Source organism: Bacteroidales bacterium (assembly GCA_035353855.1).
Taxonomy (GTDB): domain Bacteria; phylum Bacteroidota; class Bacteroidia; order Bacteroidales; family CG2-30-32-10; genus DAOQAK01.
This window is the reverse complement of sequence record DAOQAK010000023.1, coordinates 1-21,283: the sequence shown is the minus strand read 5'-3', so window position 1 is coordinate 21,283 and position 21,283 is coordinate 1. Positions and strand designations below refer to the sequence as shown.

The 21,283-nt window shown below is 33.8% G+C and carries 17 protein-coding genes and 6 tRNA genes; 8 read left to right on the top strand and 15 right to left on the bottom strand.

Annotation, left to right across the window (positions count from 1 at the left end; translation table 11 throughout):
* Positions 1-32: 32 nt before the first annotated feature.
* From nusG to PKK00_07360, 12 genes are all read right to left on the bottom strand, one after another.
* Positions 33-578, bottom strand: coding sequence for a transcription termination/antitermination protein NusG (nusG, locus tag PKK00_07415; GenBank protein HNW98219.1), 546 nt, complete (start codon positions 576-578; stop codon positions 33-35).
* A 72-nt stretch (positions 579-650) separates the two neighbouring features.
* Complete coding sequence (gene secE, locus PKK00_07410; protein HNW98218.1) at positions 651-842, bottom strand: preprotein translocase subunit SecE; 192 nt, start codon at positions 840-842, stop codon at positions 651-653.
* Positions 843-864: 22 nt separating this feature from the next.
* Positions 865-937 (bottom strand) — tRNA-Trp (locus tag PKK00_07405).
* A 76-nt stretch (positions 938-1,013) separates the two neighbouring features.
* A complete protein-coding gene (tuf, locus tag PKK00_07400; protein ID HNW98217.1) occupies positions 1,014-2,201 on the bottom strand; it encodes an elongation factor Tu in 1,188 nt (395 codons plus the stop codon).
* 63 nt (positions 2,202-2,264) lie between these two features.
* Positions 2,265-2,336 (bottom strand) — tRNA-Thr (locus PKK00_07395).
* Positions 2,337-2,344: 8 nt separating this feature from the next.
* A tRNA-Gly gene (locus tag PKK00_07390) sits at positions 2,345-2,417 on the bottom strand.
* A 13-nt stretch (positions 2,418-2,430) separates the two neighbouring features.
* Positions 2,431-2,512 (bottom strand) — tRNA-Tyr (locus PKK00_07385).
* A 28-nt stretch (positions 2,513-2,540) separates the two neighbouring features.
* Positions 2,541-2,614 (bottom strand) — tRNA-Thr (locus tag PKK00_07380).
* Between the two features lie 190 nt (positions 2,615-2,804).
* Positions 2,805-3,104, bottom strand: a complete 300-nt coding sequence (gene raiA / locus PKK00_07375; GenBank protein ID HNW98216.1) for a ribosome-associated translation inhibitor RaiA — start codon at positions 3,102-3,104, stop codon at positions 2,805-2,807.
* A 16-nt stretch (positions 3,105-3,120) separates the two neighbouring features.
* Complete coding sequence (locus tag PKK00_07370; protein ID HNW98215.1) at positions 3,121-4,005, bottom strand: tyrosine-type recombinase/integrase; 885 nt, start codon at positions 4,003-4,005, stop codon at positions 3,121-3,123.
* 103 nt (positions 4,006-4,108) lie between these two features.
* Positions 4,109-4,306 (bottom strand): 30S ribosomal protein S21, encoded by a 198-nt coding sequence (gene rpsU / locus PKK00_07365; GenBank protein HNW98214.1) that lies wholly within the window; start codon positions 4,304-4,306, stop codon positions 4,109-4,111.
* A gap of 143 nt (positions 4,307-4,449) precedes the next feature.
* Positions 4,450-6,633, bottom strand: coding sequence for a S9 family peptidase (locus PKK00_07360; protein HNW98213.1), 2,184 nt, complete (start codon positions 6,631-6,633; stop codon positions 4,450-4,452).
* A gap of 449 nt (positions 6,634-7,082) precedes the next feature.
* Between PKK00_07360 and PKK00_07355 the strand changes: the two genes are divergently transcribed.
* From PKK00_07355 to PKK00_07335, 5 genes are all read left to right on the top strand, one after another.
* Positions 7,083-7,157 (top strand) — tRNA-Val (locus tag PKK00_07355).
* A 303-nt stretch (positions 7,158-7,460) separates the two neighbouring features.
* Positions 7,461-8,000 (top strand): DUF4395 domain-containing protein, encoded by a 540-nt coding sequence (locus PKK00_07350; GenBank protein HNW98212.1) that lies wholly within the window; start codon positions 7,461-7,463, stop codon positions 7,998-8,000.
* Between the two features lie 541 nt (positions 8,001-8,541).
* Positions 8,542-10,560: a glycosyltransferase family 39 protein gene (locus tag PKK00_07345; protein ID HNW98211.1), complete on the top strand. Its 2,019-nt coding sequence runs from the start codon at positions 8,542-8,544 to the stop codon at positions 10,558-10,560.
* 83 nt (positions 10,561-10,643) lie between these two features.
* Positions 10,644-11,588 carry an endo alpha-1,4 polygalactosaminidase gene (locus PKK00_07340; GenBank protein ID HNW98210.1) on the top strand — a complete coding sequence of 315 codons (945 nt, stop codon included), beginning with the start codon at positions 10,644-10,646 and terminating at the stop codon, positions 11,586-11,588.
* A 559-nt stretch (positions 11,589-12,147) separates the two neighbouring features.
* The gene (locus PKK00_07335) at positions 12,148-12,774 is read left to right on the top strand and encodes a hypothetical protein (protein ID HNW98209.1); all 627 of its coding nucleotides are present in this window, start codon (positions 12,148-12,150) and stop codon (positions 12,772-12,774) included.
* Between the two features lie 123 nt (positions 12,775-12,897).
* Here the strand turns inward: PKK00_07335 and PKK00_07330 are convergent, their stop codons facing one another.
* On the bottom strand, positions 12,898-14,133 hold the full coding sequence (locus PKK00_07330; GenBank protein HNW98208.1) for a competence/damage-inducible protein A: 1,236 nt from the start codon (positions 14,131-14,133) through the stop codon (positions 12,898-12,900).
* A 136-nt stretch (positions 14,134-14,269) separates the two neighbouring features.
* On the opposite strand from PKK00_07330, the gene gldG reads away from it, so the two are divergent.
* From gldG to dnaN, 3 genes are all read left to right on the top strand, one after another.
* Complete coding sequence (gene gldG / locus PKK00_07325) at positions 14,270-16,774, top strand: gliding motility-associated ABC transporter substrate-binding protein GldG (protein ID HNW98207.1); 2,505 nt, start codon at positions 14,270-14,272, stop codon at positions 16,772-16,774.
* A gap of 26 nt (positions 16,775-16,800) precedes the next feature.
* Positions 16,801-17,871 carry a DUF4340 domain-containing protein gene (locus PKK00_07320; GenBank protein HNW98206.1) on the top strand — a complete coding sequence of 357 codons (1,071 nt, stop codon included), beginning with the start codon at positions 16,801-16,803 and terminating at the stop codon, positions 17,869-17,871.
* Between the two features lie 80 nt (positions 17,872-17,951).
* Positions 17,952-19,079, top strand: a complete 1,128-nt coding sequence (gene dnaN, locus PKK00_07315) for a DNA polymerase III subunit beta (GenBank protein ID HNW98205.1) — start codon at positions 17,952-17,954, stop codon at positions 19,077-19,079.
* A 78-nt stretch (positions 19,080-19,157) separates the two neighbouring features.
* On the opposite strand, the gene PKK00_07310 is transcribed toward dnaN, so the two are convergent.
* Both PKK00_07310 and pckA read right to left on the bottom strand, forming a co-directional pair.
* Positions 19,158-19,352 carry a cold shock domain-containing protein gene (locus tag PKK00_07310; protein ID HNW98204.1) on the bottom strand — a complete coding sequence of 65 codons (195 nt, stop codon included), beginning with the start codon at positions 19,350-19,352 and terminating at the stop codon, positions 19,158-19,160.
* Positions 19,353-19,506: 154 nt separating this feature from the next.
* Entirely contained in the window at positions 19,507-21,144 is a 1,638-nt protein-coding gene (gene pckA, locus PKK00_07305; GenBank protein ID HNW98203.1) for a phosphoenolpyruvate carboxykinase (ATP), read from the bottom strand.
* Positions 21,145-21,283: the final 139 nt, after the last annotated feature.

The following is a 21,283-nucleotide window of genomic DNA, read 5'->3' as shown; positions in this document are numbered from 1 at the left end:
TTGATTTTGATCCCTTACGGGATGGCTGTTAATTATTCTTTTTCAACTTGCATAAAGCTTAATTCCAGTGGAGTTTTCCTGCCAAAAATTTTAACCATAACTTTCAGCTTTTTCTTTTCTTCATTGATTTCTTCAATAACTCCGCTAAAACTATTAAATGGTCCGTCAGTTACAGTAACTGTTTCTCCAACAATGAATGGAACATTTAATTCTTCTTCTTTCAAAGAAAGTTCATCCACTTTACCGAGAATCCTGTTCACTTCTGAAGGACGCATTGGTACAGGTTCCCCTTTTGACCCGAGAAATCCAATAACCCCGGGTACATTTTTAATGATATGTGGAATTTCCCCTGTGAGAATAGCTTCAATCAGAACATATCCGGGAAAATAGTTTCGCTCTTTGCTAACTTTTTTTCCTTTCCTGATCTGATATACTTTTTCAGTAGGGATGAGTACATGGGAAACATATTCACTAAGGTTTAAACGGTTTATCTCATTCTCGATATACTGCTTCACCTTTTTTTCATTCCCGCTGATAGCACGCACCACATACCACTTTTTAGGTTCCTGTTCGCTCATATTACGCTGCAGATTGAAAAGTGTTGATTTATTTATAAAAAAATAGATTATTTTTCAGCATATTACACTTCATTAAAACAATTTGTAAAACTGTTTCAATATAGTACTAAATGAAGCATCCATCAAATATACCACAAGGGCAATGATTAGGGAAGCAATAGACACAACAATTGCACTACTTTGTAAATCACTCCAAGAGGGCCAGGAAACTTTGTGTAACAATTCATCGTAAGTTTCCTTTATATAACCTATTATTTTTTTCATTCTTACTTATATTATTTACTTGCACGGGTGGAGAGACTCGAACTCCCAACCAACGGTTTTGGAGACCGCTACTCTACCAATTGAGCTACACCCGTATACCTTTTTATTTTAGCAGAGAAAGGTATTCCGGAAAAACCGAAATACCCTATCAACTTTTTATTAATATCTGTATTAATCTAAAATTTCAGTAACCTGTCCTGCCCCTACTGTTCTGCCACCTTCACGAATTGCAAAACGTAAATTCAGGTTCATTGCGATTTCAGCAATCAGTTCAACTGTAATAGTAAGGTTATCGCCAGGCATTACCATTTCCATACCTTCTGGAAGAACTATTTCACCAGTAACATCGGTAGTTCTGAAATAGAACTGAGGACGGTATTTATTATGGAATGGAGTATGACGTCCGCCTTCTTCTTTCTTTAATACGTAAATTTCTGCTTTAAATTTCTTGTGAGGTTTAATTGAACCCGGTTTTGCAATAACCATACCCCTGCGGATTTCGTCTTTGTCAATACCTCTTAATAATAAACCTACATTGTCTCCAGCTTCACCTCTATCAAGAATCTTACGGAACATTTCAACTCCTGTAACAACTGATTTCAGTTTTTCTGCACCCATACCAATAATATCAACAGGATCACTTGAATTGATAACACCTGTTTCAATCTTTCCTGTTGCAACAGTACCACGACCTGTAATTGAGAAAACGTCTTCAACTGGCATTAAGAATTCTTTTTCCACGTCACGTACAGGAAGAGGAATATAACTATCAACAGCATCCATCAATTCCATTAATTTATCAACCCATTTTGGTTCTTTATTCAAAGCACCAAGAGCAGAACCACGGATAACCGGAGTATTTGCACCGTCGAATTTATAGAAAGTCAGAAGATCTCTTACTTCAATTTCAACCAAGTCTAATAATTCAGGATCGTCAACCATGTCGCATTTATTCATAAATACAACCATTTTAGGAACACCAACCTGATATGCAAGAAGAATATGTTCACGAGTTTGTGGCATAGGACCATCAGTTGCAGCAACAACTAATATCGCACCGTCCATTTGAGCAGCACCGGTAACCATATTCTTAATATAGTCAGCATGTCCGGGGCAGTCAACGTGAGCGTAATGCCTTTTTGATGTTGAATATTCAACATGAGCGGTATTGATGGTAATACCTCTTTCTTTTTCTTCTGGAGCATTGTCAATAGAGTCGAATGACCTGTACTCTGATAATCCCTTTTCAGCAAGAATCAAAGTAATAGCTGCAGTTAAAGTAGTTTTACCGTGGTCAATGTGACCAATTGTACCTACGTTCACGTGTGGTTTGGAACGATCGTATTTTTCTTTTGCCATATAGATTTGATATTAGAGTTTTAAATTTTATTTAATTACCTGAGTTTTTATTTTTATTTTTTGAGCCAATGATGAGATTTGAACTCATGACCCCTTCCTTACCAAGGAAGTGCTCTACCCCTGAGCTACACCGGCCTGTCATGAGCGGAAGACGGGGCTCGAACCCGCCACCTGTAGCTTGGAAGGCTACCGCTCTACCAAATGAGCTACTTCCGCATAAACATTAGCGTGGGGAGGGGAGGATTCGAACCTCCGAAGGCGTCGCCAACAGATTTACAGTCTGCCCCATTTGACCACTCTGGTACCTCCCCGCATAAATCAGAATTTAAAAGAACTTTGAGCCGATGGAGGGATTCGAACCCCCGACCAGCTGATTACAAATCAGCTGCTCTGGCCAACTGAGCTACATCGGCATTACCCTTAAGAACTTGAGGTTACTGTACTGCCTGATAAAAGACATAAAAAAAGCAGACCCCATTAAAAAGGTCTGCAAATGTATAAATACATTTATTAATAACCAAAAATTTTGCCAAACTTTTTTTCGATAATTTTTACTCAAATATTAATTTATTGATTATCAACTAAATAAATTTTAATTATTTTTTATAGTCCTTGAATCTTTTCTTTGTATTTGGTTAATTGTTTACGCAAAGCATCAACTGCCGTGTCGGTAGCTTCTTCAAAACTCTTACATTGTTTTTTTGCAAATAAATCATTTCCTTTTATAAATAGTTTGATTTCTGCAACTTTATTTTCAGTGGTACTGTTTTTATCAAGTTTAAGTGTTACATCGCTGCCAATAACACCATCATAAATACCTGATAATTTTTGTAATCTTTCCTGAACGAAATCTTCAAGTTTTTTATCCGCTTTAAAGTGGATGGTACTAATTTTGACTTTCATAAATCCTCCTGTTTTTTTAAGCTTTTGGATGTGATTGTTTATAAACTTTTTTTAACTTTTCAATTGTATTATGAGTATATACCTGCGTTGCAGAAAGGTTGGCATGCCCCAATATTTCTTTTATTGCATTCAAGTCGGCCCCATTATTCAACATATGAGTAGCGAATGTATGTCTTAAAATATGTGGACTTTTTTTATCCAACGTTGTTACAGCACTAAGGTAATAATTTATCAGCCGGTAAACAAATTTTTGATATATTTTTTTACCTTTATTTGTAATAAAAAAATATTTCCTTTCATAACTTTCTGGTAATTCGTTTTTTAATTTTCGATACTCTGAAATTTCTTTTTCCAATGTATTACTTAACGGTATCAATCGTTCCTTATTACGCTTTCCAATTACTTTAACATTTTTTTTAACTAAATCGATATCATTCTCTGTTAAATTCACCAATTCCGATAAACGCATACCTGTTAAATAAAACATTTCAAAAATAAGCTTATTTCTTGAACCGGAAAAACCTTCACCAAAATCTACTTTATCAAATAATAAATCCATTTTTTCTTTTTCCACATAAACAGGAAGTCGCTTTGAAACTTTAGGCGACAGAATTTTTGCCATTGGGTTTTCTTTGATAATACCTTCTTTGATTAAGAATTTAAAATAGGTTTTCAATGTAGTAATTTTCCGGTTAACGGAGCGTGCGGTAATGCCACTTTCCATAAGGGATACAAGCCATGAGCGTATTTGCAGGTAATCGGAATTAAATGCCCCGGCTATGCCGAATTCATTATTCAGATAAGATTCAAATTGGGATAAATCGTTTTCATAAGAAATAACCGTATTCACAGAATATCTCTTTTCGAACTTTATATATTGTATAAATCGCTCCCTTGACATTTCTTGAGTTTAGGACAAAAAAAAAGAAATATTTGTATCCCATATACTACCATAATGACAGTAAATACAAATATTTCTTCCTTATAAAAGAAAAATATCTTTCTTATGCGCCAGGTAAACTTTGTTGAAGTTTCTGAATATATATGGCTTTTAACCTTTGGTCTCTATTTTTTATGGAAGGTTTTGTAAATTTCTGCCTTTCGCGTAATTCTTTAACAACTCCGGTTTTTTCGAATTTACGTTTAAGTTTTTTCAAAACTTTGTCAATGCTTTCGCCTTCTTTTACTGGAACAATAATCATTTTTAAATTCTTTCTTTCTTTTGTTATTAAATGTGTTTTTTTTAATTGGATTGCAAAAATATAAATTTATTTTAATATAAAAAAATGACTTCGTGTTTTTTTTACATTGAACTTTCTCAAAATGAAAACAAAGTCGTAATGATTTATAATTTTTCTAAAATAAAATCCGTCATCTTTTTAAAAAGGTGATACCGTGAATATCCACCGGAAATATTATGGTTTCTATTAGGATAAAAGAATTCATCAAACTGCTTGTTGGCCTTAATTAAAGCATTCGACAACATCATTGAATTCTGGAAATGCACGTTATCATCAGCTGTACCGTGAATCAAAAGGAAATTCCCTTTCAGTTTTTTTGCAAAATTAACAGGCGAGTTTTCATCATAGCCACTTGCATTATCTTTAGGAAGTCCCATGTAACGCTCGGTATAAATATTATCGTAATACCGCCAGTTGGTAACAGGCGCAACAGCAATTCCGGTTTTAAAATAATCGGCGCCTTTTGTTAAACACAATGCGGTCATGTATCCACCGTAACTCCAGCCCCAAATACCGATGCGTGTTTTGTCAACATATGAAAGCGTTCCCAGGTATTTCGCTGCTTCAATCTGATCGTTGGATTCAAGTTTACCTAATTGTCCGTAGGTGCATTTTTTAAAATCGGCTCCCCTCGCCCCTGTTCCGCGATTATCAACCGAAACAATTATATAACCTTTTTGTGCAAGCATCTGGTGCCATGCCAAATCGAAATACCCCCAACTGTTCTGAACGGTTTGAACTCCCGGACCTCCGTATACATTCATCAATACAGGATATTTTTTATTAGCATCAAAATAAGGTGGTTTTATCATCCACCCGTTCAGCTCGACACCATCAGAAGTTTTGAAAGTAAAAAACTCAGTAGAAGTAAATCCATATTCTTTTGTAAGATTTATTAAATCTTTGTTTTCAACCAGCGCTTTGATTTCTTTTCCGTCGACTTTATTTATACTTATATAAGAAGGTGTGTTAACATCACTCCAATCATTGATAAAATATTTATACGTTTCACTGAAGCGGGCATCATTAGTTCCTGTTTTCTTTGAAAGTTTTATTTTACCAGTGCCATCAAGCTTTACAGAATACAGTGCTCGGTTTATAGGTGATTCTTCAGCAGAAATATAATATATTATTTTTTTGTTTTCATCAATACCTTTTAATTCGGTAACATCCCATTTCCCGGAAGTAAGCTGCTTTATCAATGTTCCGTCAAGTTTGTACAAGTATATATGATTGTACCCATCTTTATCGCTTGTAACTACAAAGTGTTTCCCGTCTTTCAGAAATGTAAGCTGATCATCGGTAATTTCGATATAGTATTTATTTTCTTCCTTATATACCACATTTGATTTCCCTGTTTTTGCGTTGACTAAAAGGATTTCAAATTTATTTTGCAAACGATTCATGCGCTCAATAGCAAGAATATCATTATCCATTGTCCATTTTATGCGCGGAATATAAATATCGGTTTCTTTACCAATGTCCATTGCTGTGGTCTTTGCAGAGTTTAAATCGTAAACATAAATTCCTATTATCGAATTATCTTCACCGGCTTTGGGGTATTTATATTTATATAAGGTAGGATACAAACTATCATAAAGTACCATATCAAATTCTTTTACTTTACTTTCATCAAACCGATAATATGCCAGTTTATCGCCATTTGGTGACCAGAAGAACGCATTGGTAAAGCTGAATTCTTCTTCGTAAACCCAATCAGTAGTTCCATAAATGATGTTATTCAAAAGCCCGTCGGAAGTAATTTGATTTTCTTTATTTGAATTCAAATCTTTAATGAATAAATTATTGTCTCTTACAAATGCGACTTTATTTCCGGAAGGTGAAAATGCCGCCAGCCGCTGCTTTCCGCCATTCGATAATTTAGAAAGTTTTTCTGTTTTGATATCCCAGATATAATAATCAGAAATGCTGGAATGACGATAAATATCTTCAGTGTTTGTTGCAATAAGAATTTTTGTTTCATCATCGCTGAATTTATAATCATCAATAGCGATGCCTTCTTTCCCGCCACCAGGTATAAGTTGGTCAGTGCTTACTATAGTTTTGATTTTATCTCCTGTTTTGTACTCATATTCGTTGATCATGATATCGTTTTCGAGCATACAGTAATGCTCACCGTCTTTCATATGAACCACATCGCCCAGCGATTGCGGATAAAAAATATAGTTTTGCCAGATGTCTTCCAGGGTAATATCTTTTTTTATTCCCTGTGCATTAAGGGATAAGCAGCCTGTTACAATTAGGAATATAAGGAATATTTTTTTCATCTGTTTAAATTTTAAGTTTTTATAATTACCCGCCTTGCCAGTCGGGCAGGCTCGCTCGCACCCCCGATATTCATCGGGGCGCAACACTGGCTTGCTCGTGAATATCCATGCTTTTTTTTTCTTCACTTATTTTAATCATTTTGTTTAGTGTATATTTTTCGTTTGCATGAATATTTCATATTAAAGAATATTATTAATGAAGCGAAATTATAAAAATAATTTCAGGTTTGGTTTTTTAAAAACATTAAATTTGTATCAATAAATTATACCGATACGGAAATGATTTATTCATAACTTATTTTATTTTGAAGGTATTCATGAGTTCACAAGTTCGGTTGCAAAAATTTCCTATCCGCGACAAGTCGGGATAAATCGGCATAACAGAATCTAAGCACATTTTGCTTACAAATCTGCTAAGATTCTGTATAAAAAACAATAAAGAACAAAAAGAGTCTTTAGCTCAGCTGGTTTAGAGCGCTTGCTTGACAGGCAAGAGGTCAGCAGTTCGATCCTGCTAAGACTCACTAAGTTTCAATTCGCTAAAACTTTTTATTTCTATAAATACAATCCTTGATAATTTATATAAATAAGGTATTACCGATATTGGCTATAATCATTATTTATATATGTATACCGATACGGAAATGATTTATTCATAACTTATTTTATTTTGAAGGTATTCATGAGCTCACAAGTTCGGTTGCAAAAATTTCCTATCCACGACAAGTCGGGATAAATCGGCATAACAGAATCTAAGCGCATTTTGCTTTACAAATCTGCTAAGATTCTGTATACTTATAATATCTTTGCAAAGGAGGAAATAAAATATGTCTACATTTAGTTTTGGCGAATACATTGACGGAAAACCCTACAAGGTATTAAACGAAAGGCGCATGAGAGCAAGTGCCGGGATCATGTTCCTTTTCGGACTTATTGCGACTATTAACGGATTTGTATTACATAAGTATGTGATCATTCCTTATGTTATGGGTGGATTGGTAATCAACTTTCTGATCGGTCTTTTTATAAATCCTAAATTCTCACCTACAGTTTTACTTGCGTGGATTTTTGTCAGAAAGCAGACACCTATTCCTATTGGTGCTGTTCAGAAGAAGTTTGCCTGGAGCATTGGGTTGTTACTTTCTTCTACCATTTTTGTTTTATCACTCTTCCTGCAAAATGACGGATCGCTTTTCCATACAGTATGTCCGCTTTGTATGCTTTGCCTGCTTATGCTGTACCTTGAAACAGCTTTTGCTATTTGTGTAGGATGCAAAGTGTATGATATATTCATTCGTGTAAAAATTCTCCCTAAGCCTAAAGAAAGACCCAATTGCATGGGGGATAGCTGCGATGTTAAGAAATAAGCCACTTGATTTTTAAATATCGTTGGTTTGATCCCTACACCAACATACTGAGAGAAACTTCCTGCTGATTTTTATAATTCCTGGTATTAAAATTATACTCGTTCTTATTAGGTTTGCAATGGCAAAACTGTTTAGAACGAGTTATATCGTACAGAAAACAAAAAATATTTTTGCAAAACTCTTTTCTGTCGGTATAAAACGAATTGATGTATTTTTAATATCCAATAACGAACATAGAATTTCCAATACCCAAATTTTACTTCATCATTCGATATTGAATAATGGATATTCGAAATTGTTTTTATACCGATACGAAAATGATTTATACTAATTGTTAATTTAAAATAGCCTAAAGGATATTTTAAATTTTACAATGGTTGATCAAAAAGATTTGTATCAAATCATAATCATACGCTTTCAGGATATGATGCAGATATGGAAAACTGAGCGATGTATTTATTTTATTTGGCTTGTTTAAATTTTAATAGTAATTTTCACCACTAAAAAACTTCATATTTGTCAGCAAACATACCATCATACCATGAGAATAAAACAACAAAACTTTTCAGCAATTATAATAATAATATTTTTAGGGATATTATTTCATTATAAAAACATAAATGAATTTCCTTCACACATTCACGCGTGGTCACAATCGGACAGATATGCACTTGCTTTGGGATTTGTAAACAACAACCTAAATTTTTTCAAACCTGAAACTTTTGTACTATATCCAGATAGCAGGAAATCACCATCTCATGAAAGTATTACTGCTGTTGATTTTCCCATACATGATTTTATACCTGCAGTCTTTATGAAAATATCGGGCGACAACTCACCCTGGATTTTTCGATTATATATTTTGCTGTATAGTTTTCTGGGACTATATTTTTTATTTAAACTATCTCATCTTTTAACCGGAAGTTTTAATAAATCAATATTTATTACTGTATTCGCTGCAACATCGCCCGTTTTTGTATATTATCAAAATGGATTTCTGCCTACAATACCTTCTTTAGCAAATACAATTATTGGCATTTATTTTTACACAAAATATATACTAAATAAAAACAATAATCATTTTAATATTTGCATAGCTTTTATTACTTTGGCTGCACTAAGCAGAACAACGTTTATTATTTTTTTACTTGCGATTTATGGTCTTGAAATAATTCGAATAATTCGTGGTCAGACTCAAATAAAACAAAAAATAATTCCTGTTCTTATTTCTTTAGCGTCAATAATCGTTATTTATTTTTATAATAAATATTTAAGAGAGAAATATGGGTCCATTTTTTTAAATTTTTTACTGCCAGTAACAAGCATTCATGATGCAATCGAGATTATAAAAATTGTAAAACATAATTGGCTTACTCAATATTTTTCAACTATTCATTACGTAGTTTTATTTGTTTTAGTAATAACTTCAATTATAATAATCATTGCAAAAAAGATTAAAATAAAAAAAGAAATACTAACATTATTATTTTTGATGTTTATAATTTTTTGCGGATGTGTTTGTTTTGCTTTATTAATGCTTCACCAGTTTCCTGAGCATGACTATTATTTTCTGGATACTTTTTATTTACCAGTTATTTTGCTCCTGGTCATTGTGGTTTCAATAATCCCGTCAATAAATACAAAAAGAAGCAACTTAATTTTTTTATTAATAATATTGTTAATTAGTGTTCCAATGATTATCAATGCTGCATATTCACAAAAAGACCGACGAATTACAGGTGAATGGGACAGGACTATGGCCACAATCAATAATTTTAAAAATTCCAAGGTATACCTGGATTCTATACATATACCCACTGATTCAAAAATGTTAGTGATTGATGCCTATGCACCAAATATACCCTTTATACTAATGGGTAGAAAAGGATATTTTGTTTTATCGACGACAAAAGAAAATATTTCAAAAGCATTACAATGGAATTACGATTATGTTGTTTTTCAAAATGAATTTTTCCTTTCCGACATTTATTCACAATACCCTGAAATAATCTCAAAAATAAAAAAGATCGATGATAACGGTAAAATCTCGATTTGCAAATCAGATGACAGTTCGGTAAATAAAACGCTTTACGAGTTTATTGGCATTAATGATAAATCTCCCGTTTTTCAATCCACTATGACATACGATACGAGTGCTACTGACTCATGGCAGAATACAAATTCAACTACTACGATTTCATTTTCAGGTAATAAATCCGGCATGTTGACAAAAAATGAAGAATACGGCATAACATACAAAACAAAGGAATTACCTTCAATAACAAACAAAAGCAGAATATTATTATTCAGTTCAAACTTTTTTTATGAAACATTAAACGATTGTAAAATTGTTGTATCAATAAGCGAAAACGGACAAAACACATATTATAAAACTTATAATTTAAACGATATTATACAACATCAAAAAAAATGGGAAAAAGTAGATTTACTATTTCAATTACCCCAGGTAAAAAGTAATGATTATGAATTTTCATTGTTCATTTGGAATACAGGGAAAAATGATTTATTCATCGATGATTTCGGATTTAAAATATTTTAATTAATAAAAAAATTCGGACAAGCTATTAACATCACAAGAAAACAAGTCCGGGAAAATTGCTTCCATCATAAAAAGAATAAATAATGAAAAAAATATTTTTCTATATTTTAATCATTACCTTATTAATAAGCTGCTCCAAAGAAAAGCGTTCCGACAAAGCCGCAATAAAAATGCAGGATTTTATCATCAGCATTTCTGATTATTCAAAAAAAATAAAACCCGGTTTTATAATTATACCACAGAACGGAATTGAACTGGCATTCACTGATTGTGATACAACAGAAGGATTTAATGCTACGTATATCTCAGCCATCGACGGCATTGGTATTGAATCATTATTTTATGAAGAAGGCCCTGTTGAAGATGATGGGAGATTATTCATGGCACGTAAAATAAAAAATTCTTCAAAAAAAGTTTTAGTTGCCGATTATGTTAGTGATAATACAAATATTGCAAATGCAATACAGTTGAGCCAAAGCGAAGGCTTTATATGCTTTCCGCGCTCAAGCGAAAATTATGATTATAAATATATCCCCGACAGTGTAATCAACGAAAACACTAATGATATCAATACTTTGCAAGAAGCTAAAAATTATCTGTATCTCATAAATACCGATAATTTTTCTTCCAAAGAACAAATGATAAATGCTATTGACGCTACTAATTTTGATGTAATCATAATGGATTTATTTTTCAACGATGACATACTTACATCAACAGAAATATCGCAACTTAAAACAAAAGCCAATGGAGGAAAACGTTTATTAATTTCTTATATTAATATTGGCGCTGCTGAAAACTGGCGATATTACTGGAAAAAGAAATGGAACACTATTCACCCTTGCTGGATGAAAAGGAAATACGAAGGATATAAAGACGAAAGATGGGTAAAATTTTGGGATAAAGAATGGCAGGAAATTATTTACGGCAACGATGATTCGTACATTAAAAAAATTACTGATGCCGGATTCGACGGTGCTTACCTTGATAATGTTGAAGCTTATTATTTTTTATATTTTAAAGATTAGTTTTTCCTGCAATCATCAATTAGTTAATAATTGATGTTACGCAAAACTCAAAATAAAATTTTAAAAACTTTAATTAATAAGGATTTAAGAGTATATGCCGCCCGTCTTGCCGACGAGACGAGGCAGGTAGGCATAACCGCTTGTAAAATATATAACCACTATGAAGTTGTGTGCTGCCTGTCTTGCCGACGAGGCAGATAGGCACAACCCAATTAACTGAACGTATTTGAAAGCTATGTGGTCTTGAAAGTTTAGTACCTACGGTACAACAAGGAGTGAGTTGTACCTTTTTTACCAAGCTGTTGTCCCTAACGAGACATATAATACCAATTGTTAATTTAAAATAGTCCAAAGAATATTTTAAATTTTACAATGGTTATGCCGATGACATAGATGTTATAGTACAATTTATTGGACTATTACATATATACAATCGGTATAATAAAATAATGTTGTTTCGATACAAATAATGATTTTGCGTAACATCAGTTAATAAAAATGTTCACAACTGAAATTTTGGATTCATTATTACCATTAGGTTTTACTGTAATTTCATAGCATGAAACCGATTAAAATAATTATCATTTCAATAATTTTAATTCCATTTTTTTCAAATTCCCCTGTAAAATCGCAGGTCAGGATGGGATTCAATTATGGTTTAGATTTATATGAACATTTTACAAACCCTGAAAGAGCAGGCGACACCACACTTCATACTGCAGGTAATGCTATTGCAAATATTATTATAGGACCAAAATTATTTTTAGGATATAATAAATTTTCTATATCAGGAGAAGTGCAGATAAACTGGGGAATTACAGCTTTCTGTTATAAAGAATTCAAAGGAATAGGAGCATTATCGTTTCCCTTTTTATGCAAAATGAATTTTGGCGGACTTTCAGGTTTAACTGACAATACAGGCAAATTCGGCTTTTCGTTGGGCGGAGGGTTGCAATATTCCATGACAGAAATTTACGGACTTGAAACGGAATTCCAGGGATTAACAACCAGAGATCTATTTAAAACTTATGTTGGTGAAATGCAAATTGGTTATCGTGCAGAAAGCGGCATTGCTTCATTTTACTTCCGTTACGGTCAAGGCGATAACAATTCATCAACATACAATATCGGTTATATTGCTTCTTATATTTTCCCATCAAAACATTCAGGAAGGCATAGACATTAAAATAAAAGACAAAAGTTTATTTATTGAATATTTGTTATAGGTTTTTAGGTTGAGCCGCTGGTTTGGTTGATGGTTTATGATGCTATGGAATTTTTAATAAAAAATTTTAGGCAAAAACTAAAATCAACTTATACATTTCATAAGCATACTCAATGCGGTTACACCAGCACGTTCAATATTTACAAGCCGATTATTCCCGAACTGAAATTTTTTAGCAATAATATTTTTTTCAGAAGCAACAGCTATCCATACCGTACCTACAGGTTTTTCAGGAGTTCCGCCATCGGGACCGGCAATACCACTCACTGCAACAGAATAATCGGTTTTTAATTTCGCTCTTGCATTTGCTGCCATTTCTTTTACTGTTTCTTCACTAACAGCGCCAAACTTCAAAAGCGTTGCAGGGTTTACACCCAGAATATTTTCTTTCACTTCATTGGAATACGCAACAACTGAACCTTTGAAATATGCTGAACTTCCGGCAATCGAAGTAATGCGCTGCGCAATAGCTCCACCAGTGCAGCTTTCGGCAGCAGACATCGTTTTGTTTTTTTCTTTTAAAATATTTCCAACAACCGATTCAATGGTATCGCTATCATATCCGAAAATAAAATCAGGGATTATTTCCAATAATTTTTTTATTTGTTCATTGATATCTTTTCTCAATTGCATTTTATCATTGCCTCTAGCTGAAAGACGTAATTTTACCAAACCGGGCGAAGGTAGATAAGCCAGGCTGATATGTGATGGTATTCCATTTTCCCACGATGCAATTTTTTCAGCAAGGAACGACTCTCCTACGCCCTGTGTATGTATGGTTTTATGCACTACCCATGGCGCTTTTAAAAGTTTTTCAATAGCAGGAAGAATATGTTCAAGCATCATCGCTTTCATTTCAAAAGGAACACCGGGAGTAGCAATAAATATTTTTTCATTTTGTTCAAACCATAAACCGGGAGCAGTACCTTGTTTATTCAAAATGACTTTACATATTTCAGGGACTTCAGCTTGTTTACGATTCAGTTCAGTAAGTCCCCAACCTCTTGCTTTAAACAACTCGGTAATCATTTTTAATGAAGGTTCATGTATAACCAGATTTGTATTGAAATATTCACACAATACATCTTTGGTTTTATCATCGTTCGTAGGGCCAAGTCCGCCGGTAAGAAAAATCAAATCAGCTTCCATTGTGGCAACGTATAATGCATTTTTAATATCTTCCTCTTTATCACCTACAACAATAATTTTACAAACCTCAACCCCTACCAGGTTCAATTGTTCTGCCATCCACGATGCATTAAGGTTCACAATCTGCCCTATCAGCAACTCATCACCAATATTTATTATGTACGCTTTCATTTCAAAATATATTTATCGTGTAAAATTAGCAGAAAAAGTGCAAACAATATCAATGTTAATTTTTCTTAAACGATTCTACCAAAATCATAAAAAAGATTAATTTCGCAAATAGTTTTAAAAATTTATCTTTCACTGAATGTATACACTTTTCAAACGTGAAATCAGGAACTTCCTGAGTTCTTTAATCGGCTACATAGTAATAACAGTATTCCTGCTTATAAACGGTTTATTCCTTTGGGTTTTCCAACTCGACTTTAATGTACTGGAAAATGGCTATGCCAATATCGACGGGTTATTTATGCTCGCACCATTTGTTTTCCTGTTTCTTATCCCGGCAATTACGATGCGTTCTTTTGCCGAAGAAAAACGCAGTGGAACTATTGAAATGCTTTTAACCAAACCAATATCCGACCTACAGATTGTTATGGCAAAATACCTGGCCGGTGTTGTACTGGTTTTATTTTCTTTACTCCCTACATTAATTTATTACGCTACAGTTTACTACCTGGGAAGCCCTATCGGAAACCTTGATGCGGGAGGTACATGGGGTTCATACATCGGGCTGCTATTTCTTGCTGCTACATTTGTATCTATCGGGTTATTTGCATCATCGCTTACCGATAACCAGATCATCTCATTTATCATATCCCTTCTGTTATGTGCCTTTGTTTACATGGGCTTTGAAATGATTTATTCATTTGATTTTTTCGGAGGTCTTTCATTTTACATACAACAACTTGGAATCAATGTTCATTATTCTTCTATAAGCCGCGGTGTTGTTGATACACGAGATATACTTTACTTTTTAAGTGTAATCATTATTTTTATATTGCTTAGTAAAGTTTCGCTCGAAAGCAGGAAATGGAGCCGTCATGAAACAAAAAAAACTTTTTTCTTTTTTAAAAATAAAAAGCAAACTGATAAGAATAATGAAGTTACTGAAGTATCGAAAAAAAATAATCTTATAAAACAGAATATCATAAATTTTTCACTAAGCTTATTAATTATCATTTCATTAAACATCATTAGTTCCTTTGTATTTGCAAGGTTAGACCTAACTTCCGAAAAACGTTACACATTATCAAAAACTACAAAGAAAATCGTTAAGAACCTGGATGATGTTGTGTATTTTAAAATATATCTCGATGGGGATCTACCTGCCGGGTTTAAGCATTTACGGAATGAAACTCGCGAAATGCTTAACCAGTTCAGGGCTTATTCCGACAACATCGAATATGAATTTATCAATCCCAATGCGGATGAAGATAAAACACAATTTAAAAATCTATATAAACAACTTGTACAGTCGGGGCTGCTTCCTACCAGTATCCAGGAGAAAACCAATGACGGCACAAGCCAGAAAGTAATTTTTCCGGGAGCTATTGTATCGTATAAAGGGCGAGAACTTCCGCTGCAGCTGCTTAACACACAGTTAGGAGTTGCACGCGAAGCCGTACTGAATAATTCCATCCAAACCCTTGAATACAATATTGCCAGTGTTATTAAAAAATTATCCTCTGTTACAAAACCGAAAATTGCATTTATTGAAGGACATGGAGAACTGGACAAATACGAAACCGGGGATATCTCAACAACGCTGTCTGATTATTACAATGTGGAACGTGTAACTATAAACCATCAGCTTAAAGCTCTTAAAGGTTTTAAAGCCATCATTATTGCAAAACCCGATTCTGTTTTTGATATAAAAGATAAATTCATTATCGACCAGTTCATTATGAAAGGCGGGAAAGTGTTGTGGCTTATCGACCCTATATTCGCCAGCATGGACAGTCTGCGTGCTTCCGATGCAACTATTGGAATAGCACAGAAACTGGGCATTGAAGACCAGTTATTCAAATATGGTGTCCGCCTGAACTATGACCTGATACAGGATATTGATGCAATGCCGATACCCGTTAAAACCGGGAACATCGGTACACAGCCACAACTAAGCTATTTACCATGGTATTTCTTCCCTGTAGTGATGCCTGCAATAAAAAATCCTATCGTGAATAATTTGAATGCCGTTAAATTTGAATTCGTCAGCAGTATTGATACTGTTACTGCAAAAGGCATTTCAAAAACCATTCTTCTTACCTCTTCAAAATATTCGCGTACCCTTCAAACTCCTGTTTCTATAAGCCTTGATATAATGAAGAAACAACCGGATGAAAGATTATTCAATAAATCGTTCCTACCTGTTGCCGTTTTACTTGAAGGAAAATTTACTTCCATTTTCAAGAATCGTCTTGAAGATACTATAGCAAGTAACAAAGAAATTGATTTCAAAGAAGAAGGTGTGCCAACACAAATGATAGTAGTTTCTGATGGAGACATTATCAAAAACCAGGTACAAACCTATGGCGATGTAAAATATCCATTACCACTGGGATATGACAAATATACTTCTGAAACATTCGGCAATAAAGACTTTCTTCTGAATTGTATCGATTATATGTGCGATGATTCCGGATTGATGGAAGTACGTTCACGCGAACTAAAACTCCGTTTGCTTGATAAAACAAAAACATCAAAACAAAAACTGATGATTCAAATCACCAATATTGGTTTTCCGATATTCCTGATAATTCTATTCGGCATCATTCAAAGCTTAATCAGAAAACGTAAATACCGCAGATAATATAAATATATAATTCTTTACCTATTATGAAAAAAAACAGGTTGATCCTGCTAATTGCATTAGCGCTTATATTCATTGCACTTGCTTATACATATAACGATGCTAAAAGCACATTATCATCAAAAGAAAGCACTTTTGCTGTAGCCGATACATCGTTGATAACAAAAATATTTCTTTCCGATAAATCGAACCATCATCTGACACTTATTAAAAAATCTCCCGGCGACTGGAGAATCAATGATTCACTACCTGCAAAAGATGATGAGATAAATACTTTATTGAAAACCATAAAGAAAGTTGAAGTAAAGGAAACCGTTCCTAAAACAGCACGTGAAAATGTGTTAACCCGTTTATCAACGATTGGAGTGAAAGTTGAAATTTACCAAACAGTATACCGCATTGATTTCCTCGGATTGGAACTTTTCCCACATGAAAAACTTGTTAAAACTTATTATGTTGGCGACCAGACACAAAACTTAATGGGAACGTATATGATTTTGGAAGATGCTGAAATACCTTATATCACACATGTTCCCGGGTTCAATGGGTATTTGTCATCGCGCTTCAGCCCACTGATAAATGACTGGCGCGATCAAACTATTTTTAATATTGAACTGGTGAATATCAAATCTGTTAAAATGGAAATACCATCAGAACCAGAACAATCATACCTGGTCGAAAATGCAGGAAACAACAATTTTAAATTAATGTCTGTTTCCAGAAATGCTTACATCGCTAATTACGATACAACTAACCTTCTCCGTTTTCTTTCTGCTTTCAAAAACATCAGATACGAATCAATGGTTACCGATTTTAAATTACATAATAAAGATTCCATTATAATGACAACCCCTTATCATATTCTTACTGTTACAGATATTACAGGAAAATCATTAAGCATTAAAACATTTCACAAGAAGCCTTATGAAGGGGAAATGGAACTTGACGGAACTCCAATGATTTATGATAAGGACAGGCTTTATGCATTATTTAACTATAATAAAGATTTTGCAATTATTCAGTTCTATGTTTTCGATAATATACTGAGACCGCTTTCATATTTTATTAAAACAGCACCGGTATCCGAAAAAAAATAGTACATTGCAGGCAGAAAAAATAATTTTTATTTTTTCATAAAAAAAGTATTTTTGTAAACCAAAATTATAAAACCATTTTTATGAAATTTATCGTTTCCAGTACATTATTATTAAAGCAGCTTCAGGCTATAAGCGGAGTTATCAGCACAACCAACACTTTACCTATACTCGACAACTTTCTTTTCGAACTTGATAAAGAAGGGCTTATTATTTCTGCTTCCGATTTAGAAACTACTATGACTGCAAAAGTAGCGGTTACTAAGGCTGAAAGACCTGGAAGTGTTGCAATACCAGCAAAAATATTGCTCGATACTTTAAAAACATTTTCTGATATTCCTATCACATTTACTATTGATATAAAATCAACTTATGGTATTGAAATATCAGCAGGAGAAGGGAAATATAAATTATCAGGTCATAATGCCGAAGAATTCCCTAAAACTCCTACACTCAGTAATTCTTCATCATTACAGTTGCCTTCATTTGTTCTTTCAACAGCAATTAACAAAACTCTTTTTGCTGCCGGAAACGATGAACTTCGCCCTGTAATGTCAGGAATATTTTGCGAAATTGCAGGCAACAGCGTTACATTTGTAGCTACCGATGCACACAAACTGGTTCGTTATACCCGTAAGGATACCAAATCGGAAGAGACTGCTTCGTTTATCCTTCCAAAGAAACCCTTGAATCAGCTTAAAAACTTGCTTTCACACGAAGACAGTAATGTTAAAATTGAATACAATAATACCAATGCATTTTTTGAATACGGGAACTTCAGCCTGATATGCCGCCTAATTGACGGTAAATATCCGAACTATTCTGCCGTAATTCCAACTGAAAACCCCAACAAACTTACTATTGAACGAATTCCTTTCCTGAATTCGATTAAACGTGTTTCCATATTTTCAAACCAGTCAACTCACCAGGTACGTTTCCGTATCAGCGGAAAAGAGTTGACACTTTCAGCTGAAGATTTAGATTTTGCTAATGAAGCAAAAGAACGCCTGAGCTGCCAGTACGATGGAGAAGATATGGAAATAGGCTTTAACTCAAAATTCGTTGTAGAAATGCTTAACAACATTGACACCGATGAAATTTGCCTCGAGATGTCAGCTCCTAATCGCGCAGGACTTTTACTTCCTGTTGATAAAGAAAATAAAAATGAAGATCTGCTTATGTTGGTAATGCCTGTAATGCTGAATACCTAACAGGTTTTCATATCAGGTACAAAAAAAAGAGGCGTTCCGTTAACGGAACGCCTCTTTTATGAAGGGCAAAAAAAGAAATTATGCTTTTTTTACATTTACAGCTTTTTTACCTTTTTCATCTTCGGCGATATCAAAGGTAACTGACATGTTTTCTTTCATATCGCGATCGATTAAACCGGTAATATGAACAAAGATTTCTTTCTGGGATTCGTCATCTACGATGAACCCGTAACCCTTTTTACGGTTGAAGAATTTAACTTTACCTGTAGCCATTAATTAAAAAATTAAAATTAATAATTCAGTTATTCGCATCACAAAGATATAATTAAATTTTATAACAAACAATAATTTTCTTAAAATTAAAGTAAAAAAAAATACGACATACTACATATTGAGTACATCGTATTATATAAAAAACAAGGAAAAGTTATATTGAAGGACCAGCTGTTATCAGTCGCTTACCTTCTTCATTATCAGTAAAATTCTCAAAGTTCTTAATGAATTTTCCGGCAAGGTTTTTTGCAGCTGTATCCCAATCTTCCGGATTCTTCCATAAGTTGCGAGGATGTAAAAGTTTACTGTCAACATTTTTGATAGCCTTTGGAATCATTAATCCGAATATTGGAAGTTTTTCGTATTCTGCATTTTTAAGACTTCCATCAAGAATGGCATCAATAATGGCGCGGGTTGAAGGAATATCAATCCTGTGTCCTACTCCGTATGGTCCGCAAATCCAACCTGTATTAACCAAATAAGCTGATGAACCATATTTCTGCATCTTTTCAGCAAGTTGCTTTGCATAAACAGTAGGATGTAATAAAAGGAATGCTGCGCCAAAACATGATGAAAAAGTTGGCTGTGGTTCAACAATTCCCCTTTCGGTACCGGCAACCTTTGCAGTATAACCGCTCAAAAAATGATACATGGTTTGCTCAGGCGTTAATTTAGAAACAGGAGGTAAAACGCCAAATGCATCGGCTGTAAGGAAAATGATACTTTTAGGATGCCCGCCTTTTGAAACCGGTTTTACTATATTATTAATATGATAAATAGGATATGAAACACGGGTGTTCTCGGTTTTCGAGCCATCTTTGAAATTTATATTTCCTTCTTTATCATATACCAGATTTTCAAGCAAAGCATCACGTTTAATTGCATTGTAAATATCGGGTTCTTTTTCTTTGCTTAAATCAATACATTTTGCATAACAACCTCCTTCAAAATTAAAAACACCTTCATCATCCCAGCCATGTTCATCGTCACCTATAAGCAATCGTTTTGGGTCAGCAGATAAAGTGGTTTTACCGGTTCCTGATAATCCGAAGAAAATAGCAGTATCGCCATCTTTTCCCATATTAGCTGAGCAATGCATTGATGCAATACCTTTCAATGGAAGGAAATAATTCATAACCGAAAACATTCCTTTTTTCATTTCACCGCCATACCAAGAGCCACCAATTACAGCCATTCTTTCTTTCAGGTTGAATGCAACAAAAACTTCACTGTTCAAGCCTTGTTCTTTCCAGTTGGGATTGGTAGCTTTACATGCATGAAGTATTGAAAAATCGGGTTTGAAATTTTTCAGTTCTTCTTCTGTAGGACGAATGAACATATTCTTTACAAAATGTGCTGCCCAAGCTACTTCTGTAACTAAGCGAAGACTCAAACGTGTGTTTGGATTTGCTCCGCAGAATGCATCGACAATATAAAGTTTTTTTCCACTTAATTGTTTCTGAGAAATTCCTTTCAATGATTTCCAAACTTCTTCACTGATAGGTTTATTATCGGAACCTTTACGATTAGGTGCAGCCCACCATACATTATTTTCAGAAGTTTCTTCTTTAACAATATATTTGTCTTTGGGTGAACGACCGGTAAAAATTCCGGTATCAACGTTCAATGCTCCGGTCTTAGTAACAAAACCTTTTTCAAGTCCTTCAAGAGCAGGATTGGTTTCGTGTTTATAAAGTTCATCATAAGAGAGGTTATAAAAAATCTCTTTTGTTTCATTTATGCCATACGCTGATAAATCAATCGTTACAGGCTTACAACAATTACATGACATGGTTTTTATTTTAAATAAATAATCGGTTAAATTAATTTGTACTCAAAAGTATAAAATACTTTAATGTACAGGTATTTTTTTATCAATTATTTTTGGAGTTTCCTCAAAAATTTCAAACAGGGAACAAAGAAAGCTGAAA

What these genes read in the sequence shown, in the direction of transcription:
- nusG (HNW98219.1), bottom strand. Translation starts at nt 578, where the DNA reads ATGAGCGAACAGGAACCTAAAAAGTGGTATGTGGTGCGTGCTATCAGC.
- secE (HNW98218.1), bottom strand. Translation starts at nt 842, where the DNA reads ATGAAAAAAATAATAGGTTATATAAAGGAAACTTACGATGAATTGTTA.
- tuf (HNW98217.1), bottom strand. Translation starts at nt 2,201, where the DNA reads ATGGCAAAAGAAAAATACGATCGTTCCAAACCACACGTGAACGTAGGT.
- raiA (HNW98216.1), bottom strand. Translation starts at nt 3,104, where the DNA reads ATGAAAGTCAAAATTAGTACCATCCACTTTAAAGCGGATAAAAAACTT.
- PKK00_07370 (HNW98215.1), bottom strand. Translation starts at nt 4,005, where the DNA reads ATGTCAAGGGAGCGATTTATACAATATATAAAGTTCGAAAAGAGATAT.
- rpsU (HNW98214.1), bottom strand. Translation starts at nt 4,306, where the DNA reads ATGATTATTGTTCCAGTAAAAGAAGGCGAAAGCATTGACAAAGTTTTG.
- PKK00_07360 (HNW98213.1), bottom strand. Translation starts at nt 6,633, where the DNA reads ATGAAAAAAATATTCCTTATATTCCTAATTGTAACAGGCTGCTTATCC.
- PKK00_07350 (HNW98212.1), top strand. Translation starts at nt 7,461, where the DNA reads ATGTCTACATTTAGTTTTGGCGAATACATTGACGGAAAACCCTACAAG.
- PKK00_07345 (HNW98211.1), top strand. Translation starts at nt 8,542, where the DNA reads ATGAGAATAAAACAACAAAACTTTTCAGCAATTATAATAATAATATTT.
- PKK00_07340 (HNW98210.1), top strand. Translation starts at nt 10,644, where the DNA reads ATGAAAAAAATATTTTTCTATATTTTAATCATTACCTTATTAATAAGC.
- PKK00_07335 (HNW98209.1), top strand. Translation starts at nt 12,148, where the DNA reads ATGAAACCGATTAAAATAATTATCATTTCAATAATTTTAATTCCATTT.
- PKK00_07330 (HNW98208.1), bottom strand. Translation starts at nt 14,133, where the DNA reads ATGAAAGCGTACATAATAAATATTGGTGATGAGTTGCTGATAGGGCAG.
- gldG (HNW98207.1), top strand. Translation starts at nt 14,270, where the DNA reads ATGTATACACTTTTCAAACGTGAAATCAGGAACTTCCTGAGTTCTTTA.
- PKK00_07320 (HNW98206.1), top strand. Translation starts at nt 16,801, where the DNA reads ATGAAAAAAAACAGGTTGATCCTGCTAATTGCATTAGCGCTTATATTC.
- dnaN (HNW98205.1), top strand. Translation starts at nt 17,952, where the DNA reads ATGAAATTTATCGTTTCCAGTACATTATTATTAAAGCAGCTTCAGGCT.
- PKK00_07310 (HNW98204.1), bottom strand. Translation starts at nt 19,352, where the DNA reads ATGGCTACAGGTAAAGTTAAATTCTTCAACCGTAAAAAGGGTTACGGG.
- pckA (HNW98203.1), bottom strand. Translation starts at nt 21,144, where the DNA reads ATGTCATGTAATTGTTGTAAGCCTGTAACGATTGATTTATCAGCGTAT.